The sequence below is a fragment of the Paraburkholderia sp. GW821-FHT02A12 genome, from assembly GCF_059422005.1.
The window spans coordinates 1,241,572-1,258,058 of sequence record NZ_JBWKWA010000001.1 but is presented as its reverse complement, the minus strand read 5'-3'; the positions used below and the strand labels follow the sequence as shown (position 1 = coordinate 1,258,058).

Genomic DNA, 16,487 nt, shown 5'->3' with positions numbered 1-16,487 from the left:
CCGGGCGCAACAAATGGCGAAGGCGGCGTCACATGGACGCCGCCTTCGCGAACCACAGCGTTTAACCTTGCTTCATCTCATCCAGCGCCAGATTCAGTTGCAGCACATTCACGCGCAGCTCGCCCAGAATGCCGAACTGGCGTCCGCTCGTATAACGCTCGACCAGCGCCTGCACATCGTTCGGCGCGAGCTGACGCGCTTTCGCCACGCGCTCGATCTGATACGCGGCGGCGGCCGGGCTGATCTCCGGATCGAGACCGCTGCCTGAGGACGTCACCAGATCGACCGGCACCGGCTTCGACATATCGGTGCCGGCGGCCTTCAACGCGTCGATGCGGCCTTTGACTTCATCGGTCAATGCCGGGTTGGTCGGCCCGAGGTTCGAACCGCCCGAGTTCGTCGCGTTGTACGGCATCGGGCTGGTGGCCGACAGGCGTCCCCAGAAATACTGCGGCGCATCGAACTGCTGGCCGATCAGCTTCGAGCCGACCACCTTGCCGTCCTGCTCGAGCATGCTGCCGTTGGCCTGATCGTGGAAGGCCGCCTGGCCGACAGCGGTCATCACCGCGGGATAGGCAAGTCCGGTAACGGCGGTCAGTACCGCGAAGATCACGATCAACGGACGGAACAGATTTTTCATGATTGGCAATTCCTTTTAATGGCTTCCCAACTGGCTTCCCAACGCGCGCTTCTCAAACCCAGCCGAACGCGGCCAGCACCATATCGATCAGCTTGATGCCGATGAACGGCACGATGATCCCGCCCAAACCGTAGATCAGCAGATTGCGGCGCAACAGGATCGCGGCGCCGAGCGCGCGATAACGCACGCCTTTGAGCGCGAGCGGAATCAGCAGCACGATGATCAGCGCGTTGAAAATCACCGCCGACATGATCGCCGAGGCCGGCGTGGCCAGGTGCATCACGTTCAGGGCGTTCAGTGCCGGATAGGTCGTCGCGAACGCGGCCGGAATGATCGCGAAGTACTTGGCGACGTCGTTGGCGATCGAGAAGGTGGTAAGCGAGCCGCGCGTCATCAGCATCTGCTTGCCGATTTCGACGATCTCGATCAGCTTGGTCGGATTCGAATCGAGGTCGACCATGTTGCCGGCTTCCTTCGCCGCCTGCGTGCCCGTGTTCATCGCCACCGCGACGTCGGCCTGCGCGAGCGCCGGGGCGTCGTTGGTGCCGTCGCCGGTCATCGCCACCAGGCGCCCTTCGGCCTGATGCGCGCGAATCGTCGCGAGCTTGGCTTCCGGCGTGGCTTCGGCGAGGAAGTCGTCAACCCCCGCTTCAGCAGCAATCGCCGCTGCCGTCAGACGGTTGTCGCCGGTCACCATCACCGTCTTGATGCCCATCTTGCGCAGTTCGGCGAAGCGTTCCTTGATGCCACCCTTGACCACGTCCTTCAGTTCGATCACACCGAGCACGCGTGCGCCCTGCTCGCTTTTCTCCGCGACCACCAGCGGCGTGCTGCCACGACGTGCGACTTCGGCGACCGCGTTGCTGACTTCAGTCGGAAAACGCCCGCCGTTGGCTTCGACATAGTTCTTCACCGCGTCGGCCGCGCCCTTGCGAATCTCGCGGTTCGGCGCCCCGGAGGAAGTCCCCTTGGGGGAGAGATCGACACCGCTCATCCGCGTTTGCGCGGTGAAGCCGAGGAATTCGGCATGCAGCGACGCCATATCGCGCTGACGGATATTGAAGCGCTGCTTGGCGAGCACGACGATGCTGCGGCCTTCCGGCGTTTCGTCGGCAAGCGACGAAAGCTGCGCGGCGTCGGCAAGCGCTTCTTCGGTCAAACCGGGCGCCGGCACGAAGGTCGAAGCCTGGCGATTGCCGAGCGTGATCGTGCCGGTCTTGTCGAGCAACAGCACGTCGACGTCGCCGGCGGCTTCCACCGCGCGGCCCGAGGTGGCGATCACGTTCGCCTGCATCATCCGGCTCATGCCGGCCACACCGATCGCCGACAACAACCCGCCGATGGTGGTCGGAATCAGGCAGACCAGCAGTGCGACCAGCGCGGTAATCGTCACCACGTGTCCCGCTTTTGCGGCTTCGACGGAGAACATCGAAAACGGCAGCAGCGTGGCGGTCGCCAGCAGCATCACGATCGTCAACGCGACCAGCAGAATCGTCAGCGCGATTTCGTTCGGCGTTTTCTGACGCTTCGCGCCTTCGACCATCGCGATCATGCGGTCGAGGAACGCCTCGCCGGGATTCGCCGTGACGCGCACGACGATCCAGTCCGACAGCACGCGCGTGCCGCCCGTCACCGACGAAAAATCGCCGCCCGATTCGCGGATCACCGGCGCGGATTCGCCCGTGATCGCCGATTCGTCGACCGACGCGACGCCGTCGACCACTTCGCCGTCGGCCGGAATCACGTCGCCGGTTTCGACCAGCACGACGTCGCCCTTGCGCAGATCGGTCGCCGCGGTGATGCGGATCGGCGACTTCGGGTGCGGCTCGTTGAGCTTCTTGGCCATCACGTCTTTCTTCGCGCTGCGCAGCGACGCCGCCTGAGCCTTCGAACGGCCTTCGGCCAGCGCCTCCGCGAAGTTCGCGAACAGCACCGTGAACCACAGCCACAGCGTGACCGCGAGAATGAAGCCCGCGGGCGCCTCGGCCTGGCCGGCCAGCGCGGCGACCCACAGAATGGTCGTCAGAATGCTGCCGACATACACGCAGAACATCACCGGATTGCGGAACTGCGTGCGCGGCGTGAGCTTCTTGAAGGAGTCCACGATCGCCGGGCGCAGCAGCGCCGGGTCGAACATGGACCGGGTTGCATTATGTTCAGTCATTGAATCCTCGAATTTCCCGTGTGCGCCTGATTTACGGCTGAATTGCGCCTGTTCGCCCGTCGGTTCGAATGGCGCGCCTCAATGGGCGCCCATCATCATCAGATGTTCGACACCGGGGCCGAGCGCGAGCGCGGGCACATAAGTCAGCGCACCGACCAGCAGCACCGTGCCGAGCAGCAGCACGACGAACAGCGGACCATGAGTCGGCAGCGTGCCGCCGGTCACGCCGATGCGTTTCTTCGCGGCGAGGGAACCGGCTATCGCCAGCACCGGGACGATCGTGCCGAAGCGGCCGAACCACATCGCGATGGCCGTGAGCCAGTTATAGAACGGCGTGCTCACAGTCAGACCGGCGAAGGCGCTGCCGTTGTTATTGGCGGCCGAGCTGAACGCGTAGAGAATTTCGGAGAAACCGTGCGCGCCTGGGTTGGCAATACCCGCCTTGCCCGCCTCGGTCAGCACCGCGATCGAGGTGCCGACGAGAACCAGCAGCGGCGTGAGCAGCACCACGATCGACACCATCTTCATCTCGTACGCTTCGATCTTCTTGCCGACGTATTCCGGCGTGCGGCCGATCATCAGGCCCGCCACGAACACGGCCAGCAGCGCGAACACGAGCATCCCGTACATACCGGAACCCACGCCGCCGAAGATCACTTCGCCGAGCTGCATCAACAGCATCGGATAGAGGCCGCCGATCGGCGTCAGCGAGTCGTGCGTGTTGGCCACCGCGCCGCACGAGGCCGCCGTGGTCGCCACCGTAAAGATGCCCGACTGCGCGATACCGAAGCGCGTTTCCTTGCCTTCCGCATTGCCGCCCGACTGCAGCGCATTTGCCGATTGATCGACATGCAACGCGGTCAACGCCGGATTGCCCGCCTGCTCCGCGCCGATCTCGCCGAACACGCACACGCCGAACGCGATCGTCATCGCCGCGAGCACCGCGACGCCCTGTTTGCGGTCCGCGATCATGCGACCGAACACGAGGGCCAACGCCGCCGGAATGATCAGGATCGAGAAGATCTGCAGGAAGTTCGAGAACGGTGTCGGGTTTTCGAACGGATGTGCCGAGTTGCCGTTGAAGAAGCCGCCGCCGTTGGTGCCGAGCATCTTGATCGCTTCCTGCGAGGCGACCGGACCCATCGCGATAGTCTGCGTCTTCACGGGCGTATCGACCGTCACCGGATTGCCCTTCGCATCCTTCACCGGATTGCCTTGCGTATCGAGCTTCGGTGCGGCGTACGTCGTGGTTTGCAGCGTCGGTACGTCCTGATACGCGTTGAAATTCTGGATCACGCCCTGGCTCATCAACAGGGCCGCGAGGATTGCCGCCATCGGCAGCAACACGTAAAGCGTCACGCGCGTGAGATCGACCCAGAAGTTGCCGATGGTTTGCGCCGTGTGACGCGCGAAGCCGCGAATCAGCGCGATCACCACCACGATGCCGGTGGCTGCGGAAAAGAAGTTCTGGACCGTGAAGCCGAGCATCTGCGTCAGATAGCCGACGGTCTGTTCAGGCGTGTAATCCTGCCAGTTCGTATTGGTCACGAAACTGACCGCCGTATTGAACGCGCCGTCGACCGTCATCGGGCCGAACTGCTGCGGATTGCCCGGCAGCCAGCCTTGCACGCGCAACAGCCCGTAAAGGAACAGCGCGCCGAGCGCGTTGAACGCGATCGTGGCGATCGCGTAGTGCTTCCAGCCCATTTCCGTCGACGGATCGACGCCCGCGAGGCGATACAGCAAGCGCTCGATCGGGCCGCCGAAGCGCACCACGCGCGAGCTGCCGTCCATCACGCCGCTCAGATAGCGGGCCATCGGCACCGCGGCTGCCAGCAGTACGACGATGAAAAGCCCCGCTTGCAGGACATTGTTCGAGTTCATTCAATGTCCTCCGCGCGCAACAGCGCATAAACGAGGTAAGCGAACAGCAGCGCGGTGGCCGCGCCGGATAACCAGAGAATCCAGTTCATGAGCGCGCTCCCTGGCCACGGCGGAACTGCATCAACTTCTCGCAGCCGGCGATCAATGCAAAGGTCAGCGCGAAAAACAGCACCAGCCCCCCGACATACAGCACATCCATTTTTTTCTCCATACACGGACTTTGGATAGATCGGAACGTTATGCCGAAGCGCGTAAAGGCCTGGTCAAAGATGTCGGGACGCGTGTAAAAATCGCGTAAACGGAAAAGGCCGTTCCACCGTGAAGTGGAACGGCCTTATGCCTGGGCGCCTTGGGATAGCGGGTGTCGACGCGACGCGCGTCTCGCAGCCCGCTGCCGGGCGCGTAAAAGCAGCGCGGTGTTTTATTTCTGCGGCGCTACAGCGCGCTTACGTCATGACGCTCATGGCAGCAGGATCGTCGAGCCCGTCGTGCGGCGGCCCTCGAGATCGGCGTGCGCCTGGCCGACGTCCGCAAGCGCATAGCGCTGGTTGATGCTCGTTTTCACCTTGCCCGACACCAATACGTCGAACAGTTCGGCGGCCATCGCCTCGTAATCGTGGCGCTTGCCGATATAGGTGAAGAGCGTCGGGCGTGTGAAGAACAGCGAACCGCGCCCGGCGAATTCCGACGAATCGATCGGCGGCAACGGCCCCGACGCATTGCCGAAGCTCACGAACATGCCGAGCGGCGCGAGGCAATCGAGCGATGCGGTAAACGTGTCTTTACCGATCGAGTCGTAGACCACCGGCACGCCTGCGCCGTTGGTGATCTCGCGCACACGCTTCGTAAAATTCTCGCGCGTGTAGACGATCGCGTGGTCGCAGCCGTGCGCCTTGGCAATCGCGGCTTTTTCATCGGAACCGACCGTGCCGATCACCGTTGCGCCGAGCGCCTTCGCCCACTGGCAAACCAGCAGGCCGACGCCGCCCGCCGCGGCCTGGATCAGGATCGTGTCGCCGGCCTTCACCGGATACGTTCGGCGCAGCAGGTATTGCGCGGTCAGCCCTTGCAGCATGACCGACGCCGCCTGCTCGTCGCTCAGCGCGTCCGGCACCTTGACGACCTGCGCGGCCGGCAGCACGCGTTCCTGCGTGTACGCGCCAGGCGGACGCGCGACGTACGCGACACGGTCGCCGGCCTTGAGACCGGTCACGCCCGCGCCGACCGCTGTCACCACGCCGGCCGCTTCCATGCCGAGGCCGCCCGGCAGCGGCAGCGGATACAAGCCGGTGCGGAAATACACGTCGATGTAGTTCAGGCCGACCGCATTTTGCTTGATGCGGATCTCGCCCGCGCCCGGCTCGCCTACTTCGACATCGACCCATTTCATCACCTCCGGGCCGCCCGTTTTATCGAATCGAATCGCTTTGACCATCATGTCTCCCTGGTTCGTGGTTGAGTTTGATTTTGACCGTGAGGCAAGCGCGTTCAGACCTGCGGCGTCAGGCGCATAGTCAGCACGTCGAGGATCATCCGCGCAGTCGAAATATTGGTCGCGCACGGGACGTTGTGCACGTCGCACGCGCGCACCAGCGCGTTGATGTCCGGCTCGTGCGGCTGCGGCGTCATCGGGTCGCGCAGAAAAATCACCATGTCCACGCGCCCTTCGGCGAGCTGCGCGCCGATCTGCAAGTCGCCGCCATGCGGGCCGGACAGCATGCGCTCGACCGTCAGCCCGTGGGCGTCGGCAATACGCGAGCCGGTCGTGCCGGTGGCGATGATGTCGCAGCGCCTGAGCGTATCGACATATTCGCCGGCCAGTTTGACGATGTCGTCCTTCTTGTGATCGTGCGCGATCAGCGCAATGCGGGTGGTCATGACGTAAGACTCCTGAACCGTGGTGAGCGTCGTTGTTGTGGTGATGAAAGCAGGCGGGTCAGAACGTGCCCGGGTAAGCGCCGCCGTCGAGCAGCCAGTTCTGGCCGGTGATATAGCCGGCATGCACGCTGCACAGGAAGGCGCAGGCGCGGCCGAATTCGTCGCGATTGCCAAAACGGCCGGCGGGAATCGACTTCATGCGCTGCTGGCGCGCTTCTTCGATGGACATGTTTTGCGCCTTGGCTTGGGCGGCGAACGTGGTGCCGATGCGATCGGTGTCGAACAGGCCCGGCAGCAGGTTGTTGATCGTTACGCCGGTCGGCGCCACCTTGCGCGCGAGTCCCGCGACGAAGCCGGTCAGCCCCGAGCGCGCGCCGTTCGACAGGCCCAGCACGTCGATCGGCGCCTTCACCGCCGAACTCGTGATGTTGACGATCCGCCCGTAGCCGCGTGCGCTCATCCCGTCGATGGTCGCGCGGATCAGCTCGATCGGCGTCAGCATGTTGCTTTCGAGCGCGCGGATCCAGTCTTCGTGCGTGAAGTTGCGGAAGTCGCCCGGCGGCGGGCCGCCTGCGTTGTTGACCAGAATGTCCGGTTGCGGACAGGCCGCAAGCGCCGCCGCCCGGCCCTCGGGCGTGGTGATGTCGCACGCCACCGCCGTCACTTCCACGCCGCTCAGCTTGCGGATCTCGGCGGCGGTCGCCTCCAGTGTCTCCGCGGTGCGCGCGACGATCGTCAGGTTGACGCCCTCGGCGGCGAGCGCTTCCGCGCAGCCGCGCCCCAGACCCTTGCTAGCCGCGCAAACCAGTGCGGTGCGCCCGGCGATTCCCATGTCCATGTGTGTGTCCCTGTGACGAAGATGTGTGTGTCCCTGTGACGAAGTCTTGACCGCTCGTTGCAAAGTTTCCCCCGATTCTAGAAGAATCAGTGCCGGACTGTGCCGGGCGGCTGCAATCTCCGGTATCTTCCGGCCCCACTCTTTCGGTAAACTTGCAGCCGTGGCGCGCCCGCCAGCCGGATTTCCGGCCGGCGCCGGCCGCCGAACCGATCTCCGATCCCCGATCCCTCTTGCCGCCGCTTGCGCGCCCCCGCCATGACTCAGGACAGCCGCTTTCCCAATCTCTTCATCCTCGATCACCCGCTGATCCAGCACAAGCTGTCGCACATGCGCGACCGGGACACCTCCACCCGCACGTTCCGCGAACTGCTGCGCGAAATCACGCTGCTGATGGGCTACGAAATCACCCGCAATCTGCCGATGACCACGCGCCGCATCACCACGCCGCTGGTCGAGATCGACGCGCCGGTGATCGCCGGCAAGAAACTGGCGATCGTGCCGGTGCTGCGCGCCGGCATCGGCATGTCGGACGGGCTGCTGGAACTGGTGCCGTCGGCGCGCGTCGGCCACATCGGCGTGTATCGCGCGGAGGATCATCGCCCGGTCGAATACCTGGTGCGCCTGCCGGATCTGGAAGACCGCGTGTTCATTCTGTGCGATCCGATGGTGGCGACCGGCTACTCCGCCGTGCACGCGGTGGACGTGCTCAAGCGCCGCAACGTGGCCGGCGAGAATATTCTGTTCCTCGCGCTGGTGGCCGCCCCGGAAGGGGTGCAGGTGTTCCAGAACGCGCATCCGGACGTCAAGCTGTACGTGGCGTCGCTCGATTCGCATTTGAACGAGCACGCGTACATCGTGCCGGGTCTCGGCGACGCCGGCGACCGCCTGTTCGGCACGAAAAACTGAAAGCGGCTTGAAAAGAGCGCGAGCGGCGGGCGGAAAACGCCGCCGCCGCGCACTTTCCGGCATTGCTCCCCCCTGCTGCCGCCCCGCGGCATGATAAAATTCGCATCCGCTCAAAGAGCGGCTCAACTTGCACAACTGCCTGGCGCATCGCGCCTTTCGCGGAGCCCGCCGGGACCGGCGCGGCGTTTTCAGTCCGCTGGCCGCACCGCTCTGTCCCGCCCGCGCTGCAACTTCGGTCCCGCCAGCCGGGCGTGACGGACACAACCGGGCGGCCGGAACGGACGTAACCGGGCATGACCAGGCATCACCCGGCTGGGCATCACCAGGCATCACCGGGCGTTGGGCAAGCTGAAACCGTCTGACATCGAGGCGCGCAAAACGCAAGCGCCCGACATCGCAACGACAATTGCACTATGCGTGCGCCCCGCTGGCGCGCGCGATGGAGAAAGGTATGGCGGGTCATTCGAAATGGGCCAACATCAAGCATAAGAAAGCAGCGGCCGACGCCAAGCGCGGTAAGGTCTGGACGCGGCTCATCAAGGAAATTCAGGTCGCGGCGCGCATGGGCGGCGGCGACATCGACTCGAATCCGCGTCTGCGGCTCGCGGTCGAAAAGGCGTACGACGCCAACATGCCGAAAGATAACGTCAACCGTGCGATCCAGCGCGGCGTAGGCGGCGTCGACGGTGCAAACTACGAAGAAATCCGCTACGAGGGCTACGGCATCGGCGGCGCGGCAGTGATCGTGGACACAATGACCGACAACCGCACGCGTACGGTGGCGGAAGTGCGTCACGCGTTCTCGAAGAACGGCGGCAATATGGGTACGGACGGCTCGGTGTCGTTCATGTTCGATCACGTCGGCCAGTTCCTGTTCGCGCCCGGCACGCCGGAAGACAAGCTGATGGAAGCCGCGCTGGAAGCCGGCGCTGACGACGTCGTCACGAACGAAGACGGCAGTATCGAAGTGCTGTGCCCGCCGAACGATTTCCCGAAGGTGAAGGCCGCGCTCGAAGCCGCGGGCTTCAAGGCCGAACTGGCCGAGGTGACGATGAAACCTCAGACGGAAGTCGAATTCACCGGCGACGACGCGGTGAAAATGCAGAAGCTGCTCGACGCGCTGGAGAATCTGGACGACGTGCAGGAAGTCTATACAAACGCCGCGATCGCCGACGAATGAGCGTGTCCCGGCGGCGCACGGGTTCGCATCGAACCGCTGCCCAAAGCCGCCGGCCGACCCTCGCGTTGCTGCTGAGCGGGCGTTTGCATCGTTTCCACACCGCTTCCACACGGGTTCGCAATGTGGCCTGCGCCACCACCGGGCCATTCGCCCTGTGCGAACCTTGCTGCTATTGCACGGCTGAGCGCGCTGCGTCAGCCGTTTATGGTTTTTAAGTCTCGGGGATTCACATGAAGTTACTCGTCGTCGGTTCCGGCGGTCGCGAACATGCGCTCGCATGGAAGCTCGCGCAATCGCCACGGGTCCAGCTCGTCTACGTTGCTCCCGGCAACGGCGGCACGGCCCAGGATGAGCGTCTGCGCAATATCGACATCACCGAGCCGGCCGCGCTCGCCGATTTTGTCGAGAAAGAACAGATCGCCTTCACGCTGGTCGGGCCGGAAGGGCCGCTCGCCGCGGGTATCGTCAACCTGTTCCGCTCGCGTGGCCTGAAGATTTTCGGACCGAGCAAGGAAGCCGCGCAGCTCGAGAGTTCGAAGGATTTCGCCAAGGCGTTCATGAAGCGCCACGCCATCCCGACCGCCGAATACGAAACCTTCGCCGACGTCGCCGCCGCGCACGCGTATCTCGGCGCCAAGGGCGCGCCGATCGTCATCAAGGCCGACGGCCTCGCAGCCGGCAAGGGCGTGGTGGTCGCGCAAACGCTGGAAGAAGCGCACGCTGCGGTCGACATGATGCTGTCGGACAACAAGCTCGGCGACGCGGGGGCGCGCGTCGTGATCGAGGAATTCCTCGCCGGCGAAGAAGCGAGCTTCATCGTGATGGTGGACGGCAAGCATGTGCTGCCACTCGCGTCGAGCCAGGATCACAAGCGTCTGCTCGACGGCGACCAGGGTCCGAACACCGGCGGCATGGGCGCTTATTCACCCGCGCCGATCGTCACGCCGCAACTGCATGCCCGCGTGATGCGCGAAATCATCCTGCCGACAGTGCGCGGCATGGAGAAGGAAGGCATCCGCTTCACCGGCTTCCTGTATGCGGGCCTGATGATCGACCCGCAAGGCAACCCGAAAACGCTCGAATTCAACTGCCGGATGGGCGACCCGGAAACGCAGCCGATCATGACGCGTCTGAAGGGTGACTTCTCGAAGGTGGTCGAGCAGGCGATTGCCGGCACGCTCGATACGGTCGAACTGGAATGGGACCGCCGTACCGCGCTCGGCGTGGTGCTGGCCGCGCACAAGTATCCGGACACGCCGCGCAAGGGTGACCGGATCAGCGACATCCCGGCCGAAACGGTGGATTCAGTCACGTTCCACGCCGGCACCACGCTCGCCGACGGCAAGCTGAGCACCTCGGGTGGCCGCGTATTGTGCGTGGTCGGTCTGGCGGATTCGGTGCGCAGCGCGCAGTCGGTCGCTTACGAGACGATCAATCAGATCTCGTTCGACGGCATGCAGTATCGCCGCGACATCGGCTACCGTGCGTTGAACCGCAAGCACGACGCCAGGACGGAAGGCAAGCACTAAGCCACGCCCCCGCTCGCCCGCAATGTGGCGCCATCGGCGCTACACTGCGGGTTTTCAGCGGCTGTTCCAGAGCCCGCCGCACTATGCGGGCGCCCATTGGGTACTGCCCTGGCTACGGCCAAATGGGTTCCAGGCGGGATCCAGACGCGAGCCCAAAAACGAACAACCGCGCGAACAACCGTACCGCCGCGCTTTCGCCGGACGATCCGAAGAACGCCGGCCGTCCTTCACGAAGAACCCGCGGCACGACGAGCGTACCGCCCTCAGCATCTACATTCATGACCAAATCGAGCTATGACGCACAGGCCGTGCGTAGCTGGCTACAAGGCCTGCAAACGCAAATCGCGGACACGCTCGGCGCGTTCGACGGTACGCCGTTCGCCACCGACACATGGCAGCGCGCCCCCGGCGAAAAGCTGCGCGGCGGCGGCTGCACGCGGATTCTCGAAGGCGGGAAGTTCTTCGAACGCGCCGGCATCGGTTTCTCGGACGTCGCCGGCGACACCTTGCCCGGCTCGGCGAGCGCGGCGCGTCCGCAACTGGCCGGCCGCGGCTTCGAAGCAATTGGCGTCTCGCTTGTGCTGCACCCGCACAATCCGCACTGCCCGACCGTGCATATGAACGTGCGTCTGCTGATCGCCACCAAGGCGGGCGAAGAGCCGGTGTTCTGGTTCGGCGGCGGCATGGATCTGACGCCGTACTACGGCTACGAGGAAGATGCACAGCATTTCCATCGGGTCTGCCGCGATGCGTTGCAGCCTTACGGCGCGGACCTCTATCCGAGTTTCAAGCGCTGGTGCGACGAGTATTTCTTCCTCAAGCACCGGAACGAACCGCGCGGCATCGGCGGGATTTTCTTCGACGATTTCTCCGCGCCGGGCTTCGATCAATCGTTCGCGATGCTGAAAAGCGTCGGCGATGCGTTCCTCAAAGCGTATATGCCGATCATCGAAAAGCGCCGCAACATTCCGTACGGCCAGGCCGAGCGCGATTTCCAGGCATACCGGCGCGGCCGCTACGTCGAGTTCAATCTGGTCTTCGACCGTGGCACACTGTTCGGGCTGCAGAGCGGCGGACGCACCGAATCGATTCTGATGTCGATGCCGCCTGTGGTGAACTGGCGCTACAACTGGCACCCCGAACCGGGCACGCCGGAAGCGCGCCTCTACAGCGATTTTCTCGTGCCGCGCGAGTGGGTGTGAGGCTCGCGCCCGCACCGTACCCGGCATCGTCACGACAAAGGATCTTCACCTGAAGCCGAACGCTCATCCTGTCGCCCTGCCTCGCCGGATCGGACTGCTCGGCGGCACTTTCGATCCGATCCACGACGGCCATCTCGCGCTGGCGCGGCGTTTCGCCGACGTGCTGCAACTGACCGAACTGGTGCTGCTGCCGGCCGGCCAGCCGTGGCAGAAATCGGACGTGTCGGCGGCCGTGCATCGCCTCGCCATGACGCGCGCGGCAGCAAGCGAGCTCGTGCTGCCGGGCGTCACGGTGCGCGTCGCGACCGACGAGATCGATCACGACGGCCCCACTTACACGATCGACACGCTGCAACGCTGGCGTGAACGCGAAGGTCAGGAGGCGTCGATTGCGCTGCTGATCGGCGCGGATCAACTGGTGCATCTCGACACATGGCGCGACTGGCGGCGTCTGTTCGACTTCGCGCATATCTGCGCGGCCACTCGTCCCGGTTTCGACCTCGCGTCGATTCCGCTGGCGGTCGCGAAAGAAATCGACGCGCGCCGCGCCCGCGCCGTGGTGCTGCAAGCCACGCCGTGCGGCCACTTGCTGATCGACACGACGCTTGCGTTCGACGTCTCGGCCACCGACATTCGCGCGCATCTGCGCGAACAGGTGGCGCAGCGGCTCGCCCAGCATGCGGGCGGCGAACGACAGGACAAACAGCAGGGCGAGCAGCAGGACCCGAACCCGGCCCGCGCCGCGAGCCATGTCCCCGCCGCGGTGTGGGACTATATTCTTCAACATCATCTGTACCACCGGTAACCCCATGGATATTCGCAAACTGCAACGCGTGATCGTCGACGCTCTCGAAGACGTGAAGGCGCAAGACATCAAGGTGTTCAACACCACCCACCTGACCGCCCTGTTCGATCGCGTGATCGTCGCGAGCGGCACCTCGAACCGCCAGACCAAAGCGCTCGCCTCCAGCGTGCGCGAGAACGTCAAGGAAGCCGGCGGCGACATCGTCAGCACCGAAGGCGAGGACATCGGCGAATGGGTGCTGGTCGATTGCGGCGACGCGATCGTGCACATCCTGCAACCGGCGCTGCGCCAGTACTACAACCTCGAAGAAATCTGGGGCGAGAAGCCGGTGCGCATCAAGCTGTCGGCGCCGAGCCCGTTCGGCGGCGCGAGCGCAAGCGAGCCGCTCGACGACGAGGAAGAAGACGAAGCGCCGGCTGCGAAGCCCGCACGCAAGACGCCGGCACGCCGCCGCTAAGCGCTTTGGCTCGCCCGTCGCCTGAATTGCGATTGCCTCCGCGATCGAATCCGCGATTACATCCGTGATTACATCCGTGATGAAACTGCATATCCTCGCCGTCGGCCACAAGATGCCGGACTGGATCGCCACCGGCTTCGACGAATACGCGAAGCGCATGCCGCCCGAACTGCGTATCGAACTGCGCGAGATCAAGCCCGAGCAGCGTTCGTCGGGGCGGCCGGCGGAAAGCGTGATGGCCGCCGAACGGCAGAAGATCGAGGCCGCGCTGCCGAAGAACGCACGCATTGTCGCGCTCGATGAACGCGGCAAGGACTGGACCACGATGCAGCTTGCCGCCGCCCTGCCCGGCTGGCAGCAGGACGGCCGCGACGTGGCGTTTCTGATCGGCGGCGCCGACGGGCTCGACCCCGATCTGAAAGCGCGCGCCGATATGCTGCTGCGTGTCTCGAGTCTGACGCTGCCGCACGCGATGGTCCGTGTGCTGCTCGCCGAACAGCTTTACCGCGCGTGGACCATCACGCAAAATCACCCCTATCACCGCGCGTGAGCGAACGAGGCTGCCGACAGATCGCGCGTTTTTAGTCTCGTTGCCTGCGGCGCTTGTCGACGTGTTCATTGACGTGCGTCATTGACGTGCTCATTGACGTGCGCCGATTGATGCGCTTGTTGCCCCGCTTATCGACGTGCTTATCGACGTGCTTATCGACGCGCTTATCGACGTGCTTATCGACGCGCTCGTCGATGCTTGAAAGACAAGCTCATCGCGCGTTCATGCAATCCGCTTCATCGAGACCTGTTCATGCCAATCTCCGCCGCGCTGCACCCGTTCGTCTACCTCGCCTCTCAAAGTCCGCGCCGCCAGGAGTTGCTGCAGCAACTCGGCGTGCGCTTCGAACTGCTGCTGCCGCGTCCCGATGAAGATGCCGAAGCGCTCGAGGCCGAGCTGCCCGGCGAGCGAGCGCGCGACTACGTGCAGCGCGTCTGCATTGCCAAGGCACGCGCCGCACGCGCGCGCCTCGTGGCCGGCGAGCATGCTGTGCGGCCAATCCTGGTTGCGGACACAACCGTCACGATCGACGAAGCGATCCTCGGCAAACCCGTCGATGCCGACGACGCGTTCGCGATGCTCACGCGTCTGGCCGGCCGCGATCATGAAGTGCTGACGGCCGTGGCCGTGATCGACGCGGAAGGCACGTTGCTGCCCGCCGCGCTATCGGTGTCGAAAGTGCGCTTTGCTGCACTGCACGCGGATGCGATTCGCCGCTATGCGGCGAGCGGCGAGCCGCTCGGCAAGGCGGGCGCGTATGGCGTGCAAGGACGCGCCGCCGAGTTTATCGAGCATATCGACGGGTCCTATTCAGGTATCATGGGTTTGCCTCTTTTTGAAACCGCTGCCCTCCTGCGTGCAGCGCGCATCGACTTCTAAAACAACACCATGAATGAAGAAATCCTGATCAATGTCACGCCGCAGGAAACGCGCGTCGCGCTCGTCCAGCAAGGCGCCGTCCAGGAACTTCACGTCGAACGAACGCTGTCGCGCGGGCGCGTCGGCAATGTCTATCTCGGCAAGGTCGTCCGCGTGTTGCCGGGCATGCAATCCGCCTTCATCGACATCGGCCTGGAACGCGCCGCGTTTCTGCACGTCGCCGATATCTGGCATCCGCGCATTGCCGGCGAGCCGCTGCATCAGGCGCCGCATCAGCCGATCGAGAAGATCGTGTTCGAAGGCCAGACGCTGATGGTGCAGGTCGTCAAGGATCCGATCGGCACCAAGGGCGCGCGGCTGTCCACGCAAGTGAGCATCGCCGGGCGCACGCTGGTGTATCTGCCGCAGGAACCGCATATCGGCATTTCGCAGAAGATCGAAAGCGAAGCCGAACGCGAAGCCGTGCGCGCGCGTTTGACCGCCGTGTTGCCCGCCGATGAGAAAGGCGGCTACATCGTGCGCACCATCGCCGAAGATGCGACCAGCGAAGAACTGGCCGGCGACGTCGCGTATCTGCGCAAGACGTGGGCGACGATTCTGTCGCAAGCCCAGCGTATGCCGCCTACCAGCCTCCTGTATCAGGACCTGAATCTCGCGCAGCGCGTGCTGCGCGATTTCGTCAATGACGAAACCTCGCGCATCCAGGTCGACTCGCGCGAGACGTATCAGATGCTCGCCGACTTCGCGGCCGAGTTCACGCCGGCGGTGTCGTCGAAACTGCATCACTACACCGGCGAGCGGCCGCTCTTCGATCTGTACAACATCGAGGCGGAAATTCAGCGCGCGTTGTCACGCCGCGTCGACCTGAAGTCCGGCGGCTATCTGGTGATCGACCAGACCGAAGCGATGACCACGATCGACGTGAACACCGGCGGTTATGTCGGCGCACGCAACTTCGACGATACGATCTTCAAGACCAACCTCGAAGCCGCGCATACGATCGCGCGGCAATTGCGGCTGCGCAACCTGGGCGGCGTGATCATCATCGACTTCATCGATATGGAAAACGTCGAGCATCGGGAGCAGGTGCTCGGCGAATTGAAGAAAGCGTTGGCGCGCGACCGCACGCGGGTGACGGTCAATGGTTTCTCGCAGCTTGGGTTGGTGGAGATGACGCGCAAACGCACGCGCGAATCTTTGGCCCATGTGCTGTGCGAGCCCTGCCCGGTTTGCCAGGGCAAGGGCCAGGTCAAGACTCCGCGCACGGTGTGCTATGACGTGCTGCGCGAGATACTGCGCGAGTCGCGGCAGTTCAATCCGAAGGAGTTTCGCGTGGTGGCGTCGCAGCAGGTGATCGATCTGTTTCTCGAAGAGGAGTCGCAGCATCTGGCGATGCTGATCGATTTCATCGGTAAACCGGTGTCGTTGCAGGTGGAGTCGAATTTGAGTCAGGAGCAGTACGATATTGTGCTGATGTGAATCTCAAAACCCTTATCCATCAAGGGTTTCATGCAATTTTTCGACCTCAAATTCCCTCCTGGCTACCCGCTGACCATGAGCGACCACGTCGACGAC

17 protein-coding genes are annotated in these 16,487 nt (G+C 64.1%); 9 read left to right on the top strand and 8 right to left on the bottom strand.

All coding sequences use genetic code 11. The features are described from left to right. Positions 1-61 precede the first annotated feature (61 nt). From kdpC to AC07WT_RS05535, 8 genes are all read right to left on the bottom strand, one after another. Complete coding sequence (gene kdpC / locus AC07WT_RS05570; RefSeq protein WP_494946340.1) at positions 62-640, bottom strand: potassium-transporting ATPase subunit KdpC; 579 nt, start codon at positions 638-640, stop codon at positions 62-64. Between the two features lie 52 nt (positions 641-692). Further along, positions 693-2,804, bottom strand: coding sequence for a potassium-transporting ATPase subunit KdpB (gene kdpB, locus AC07WT_RS05565; RefSeq protein WP_492592137.1), 2,112 nt, complete (start codon positions 2,802-2,804; stop codon positions 693-695). Between the two features lie 78 nt (positions 2,805-2,882). Continuing rightward, positions 2,883-4,688 (bottom strand): potassium-transporting ATPase subunit KdpA, encoded by a 1,806-nt coding sequence (gene kdpA, locus AC07WT_RS05560; protein ID WP_494946339.1) that lies wholly within the window; start codon positions 4,686-4,688, stop codon positions 2,883-2,885. Then, positions 4,685-4,777, bottom strand: coding sequence for a K(+)-transporting ATPase subunit F (gene kdpF, locus AC07WT_RS05555; protein WP_007583461.1), 93 nt, complete (start codon positions 4,775-4,777; stop codon positions 4,685-4,687). The genes kdpA and kdpF overlap by 4 nt, the downstream gene beginning before the upstream one ends. Further along, entirely contained in the window at positions 4,774-4,887 is a 114-nt protein-coding gene (locus tag AC07WT_RS05550) for a hypothetical protein (protein ID WP_028196918.1), read from the bottom strand. Before AC07WT_RS05550 ends, kdpF begins: the two co-directional genes overlap by 4 nt. 261 nt (positions 4,888-5,148) lie before the next feature. After that, positions 5,149-6,123, bottom strand: coding sequence for a quinone oxidoreductase family protein (locus AC07WT_RS05545; protein WP_492592139.1), 975 nt, complete (start codon positions 6,121-6,123; stop codon positions 5,149-5,151). Between the two features lie 53 nt (positions 6,124-6,176). Then, complete coding sequence (locus AC07WT_RS05540; RefSeq protein WP_494946338.1) at positions 6,177-6,566, bottom strand: methylglyoxal synthase; 390 nt, start codon at positions 6,564-6,566, stop codon at positions 6,177-6,179. Between the two features lie 58 nt (positions 6,567-6,624). Continuing rightward, on the bottom strand, positions 6,625-7,404 hold the full coding sequence (locus AC07WT_RS05535; RefSeq protein ID WP_494946337.1) for an SDR family oxidoreductase: 780 nt from the start codon (positions 7,402-7,404) through the stop codon (positions 6,625-6,627). A gap of 255 nt (positions 7,405-7,659) precedes the next feature. On the opposite strand from AC07WT_RS05535, the gene upp reads away from it, so the two are divergent. The 9 genes from upp to rng all read left to right on the top strand — a co-directional run bounded on the left by upp (position 7,660) and on the right by rng (position 16,391). Beyond that, entirely contained in the window at positions 7,660-8,310 is a 651-nt protein-coding gene (upp, locus tag AC07WT_RS05530) for a uracil phosphoribosyltransferase (RefSeq protein ID WP_410834401.1), read from the top strand. A gap of 451 nt (positions 8,311-8,761) precedes the next feature. After that, on the top strand, positions 8,762-9,490 hold the full coding sequence (locus AC07WT_RS05525) for a YebC/PmpR family DNA-binding transcriptional regulator (protein ID WP_494946336.1): 729 nt from the start codon (positions 8,762-8,764) through the stop codon (positions 9,488-9,490). Between the two features lie 230 nt (positions 9,491-9,720). Beyond that, the gene (gene purD, locus AC07WT_RS05520; RefSeq protein ID WP_494946335.1) at positions 9,721-11,019 is read left to right on the top strand and encodes a phosphoribosylamine--glycine ligase; all 1,299 of its coding nucleotides are present in this window, start codon (positions 9,721-9,723) and stop codon (positions 11,017-11,019) included. Between the two features lie 278 nt (positions 11,020-11,297). Further along, a complete protein-coding gene (gene hemF, locus AC07WT_RS05515; protein WP_494946334.1) occupies positions 11,298-12,221 on the top strand; it encodes an oxygen-dependent coproporphyrinogen oxidase in 924 nt (307 codons plus the stop codon). A 49-nt stretch (positions 12,222-12,270) separates the two neighbouring features. After that, the gene (locus AC07WT_RS05510) at positions 12,271-13,026 is read left to right on the top strand and encodes a nicotinate-nucleotide adenylyltransferase (protein ID WP_492592149.1); all 756 of its coding nucleotides are present in this window, start codon (positions 12,271-12,273) and stop codon (positions 13,024-13,026) included. 4 nt (positions 13,027-13,030) lie between these two features. Next, on the top strand, positions 13,031-13,483 hold the full coding sequence (gene rsfS, locus AC07WT_RS05505) for a ribosome silencing factor (protein WP_492592144.1): 453 nt from the start codon (positions 13,031-13,033) through the stop codon (positions 13,481-13,483). A gap of 79 nt (positions 13,484-13,562) precedes the next feature. Beyond that, a complete protein-coding gene (rlmH, locus tag AC07WT_RS05500; RefSeq protein WP_115104009.1) occupies positions 13,563-14,033 on the top strand; it encodes a 23S rRNA (pseudouridine(1915)-N(3))-methyltransferase RlmH in 471 nt (156 codons plus the stop codon). Between the two features lie 252 nt (positions 14,034-14,285). Then, positions 14,286-14,912 (top strand): Maf family protein, encoded by a 627-nt coding sequence (locus AC07WT_RS05495; protein WP_494946333.1) that lies wholly within the window; start codon positions 14,286-14,288, stop codon positions 14,910-14,912. A 9-nt stretch (positions 14,913-14,921) separates the two neighbouring features. After that, positions 14,922-16,391, top strand: a complete 1,470-nt coding sequence (gene rng / locus AC07WT_RS05490; protein WP_494946332.1) for a ribonuclease G — start codon at positions 14,922-14,924, stop codon at positions 16,389-16,391. Positions 16,392-16,487 lie beyond the last annotated feature (96 nt).

Coding starts and splice junctions, on each gene's coding strand:
- upp (WP_410834401.1), top strand. CDS start 7,660: ATGACTCAGGACAGCCGCTTTCCCAATCTCTTCATCCTCGATCACCCG.
- kdpF (WP_007583461.1), bottom strand. CDS start 4,777: ATGAACTGGATTCTCTGGTTATCCGGCGCGGCCACCGCGCTGCTGTTC.
- kdpB (WP_492592137.1), bottom strand. CDS start 2,804: ATGACTGAACATAATGCAACCCGGTCCATGTTCGACCCGGCGCTGCTG.
- AC07WT_RS05495 (WP_494946333.1), top strand. CDS start 14,286: ATGCCAATCTCCGCCGCGCTGCACCCGTTCGTCTACCTCGCCTCTCAA.
- AC07WT_RS05550 (WP_028196918.1), bottom strand. CDS start 4,887: ATGGATGTGCTGTATGTCGGGGGGCTGGTGCTGTTTTTCGCGCTGACC.
- rng (WP_494946332.1), top strand. CDS start 14,922: ATGAATGAAGAAATCCTGATCAATGTCACGCCGCAGGAAACGCGCGTC.
- AC07WT_RS05525 (WP_494946336.1), top strand. CDS start 8,762: ATGGCGGGTCATTCGAAATGGGCCAACATCAAGCATAAGAAAGCAGCG.
- hemF (WP_494946334.1), top strand. CDS start 11,298: ATGACCAAATCGAGCTATGACGCACAGGCCGTGCGTAGCTGGCTACAA.
- rsfS (WP_492592144.1), top strand. CDS start 13,031: ATGGATATTCGCAAACTGCAACGCGTGATCGTCGACGCTCTCGAAGAC.
- AC07WT_RS05545 (WP_492592139.1), bottom strand. CDS start 6,123: ATGGTCAAAGCGATTCGATTCGATAAAACGGGCGGCCCGGAGGTGATG.
- rlmH (WP_115104009.1), top strand. CDS start 13,563: ATGAAACTGCATATCCTCGCCGTCGGCCACAAGATGCCGGACTGGATC.
- purD (WP_494946335.1), top strand. CDS start 9,721: ATGAAGTTACTCGTCGTCGGTTCCGGCGGTCGCGAACATGCGCTCGCA.
- AC07WT_RS05535 (WP_494946337.1), bottom strand. CDS start 7,404: ATGGACATGGGAATCGCCGGGCGCACCGCACTGGTTTGCGCGGCTAGC.
- kdpC (WP_494946340.1), bottom strand. CDS start 640: ATGAAAAATCTGTTCCGTCCGTTGATCGTGATCTTCGCGGTACTGACC.
- kdpA (WP_494946339.1), bottom strand. CDS start 4,688: ATGAACTCGAACAATGTCCTGCAAGCGGGGCTTTTCATCGTCGTACTG.
- AC07WT_RS05540 (WP_494946338.1), bottom strand. CDS start 6,566: ATGACCACCCGCATTGCGCTGATCGCGCACGATCACAAGAAGGACGAC.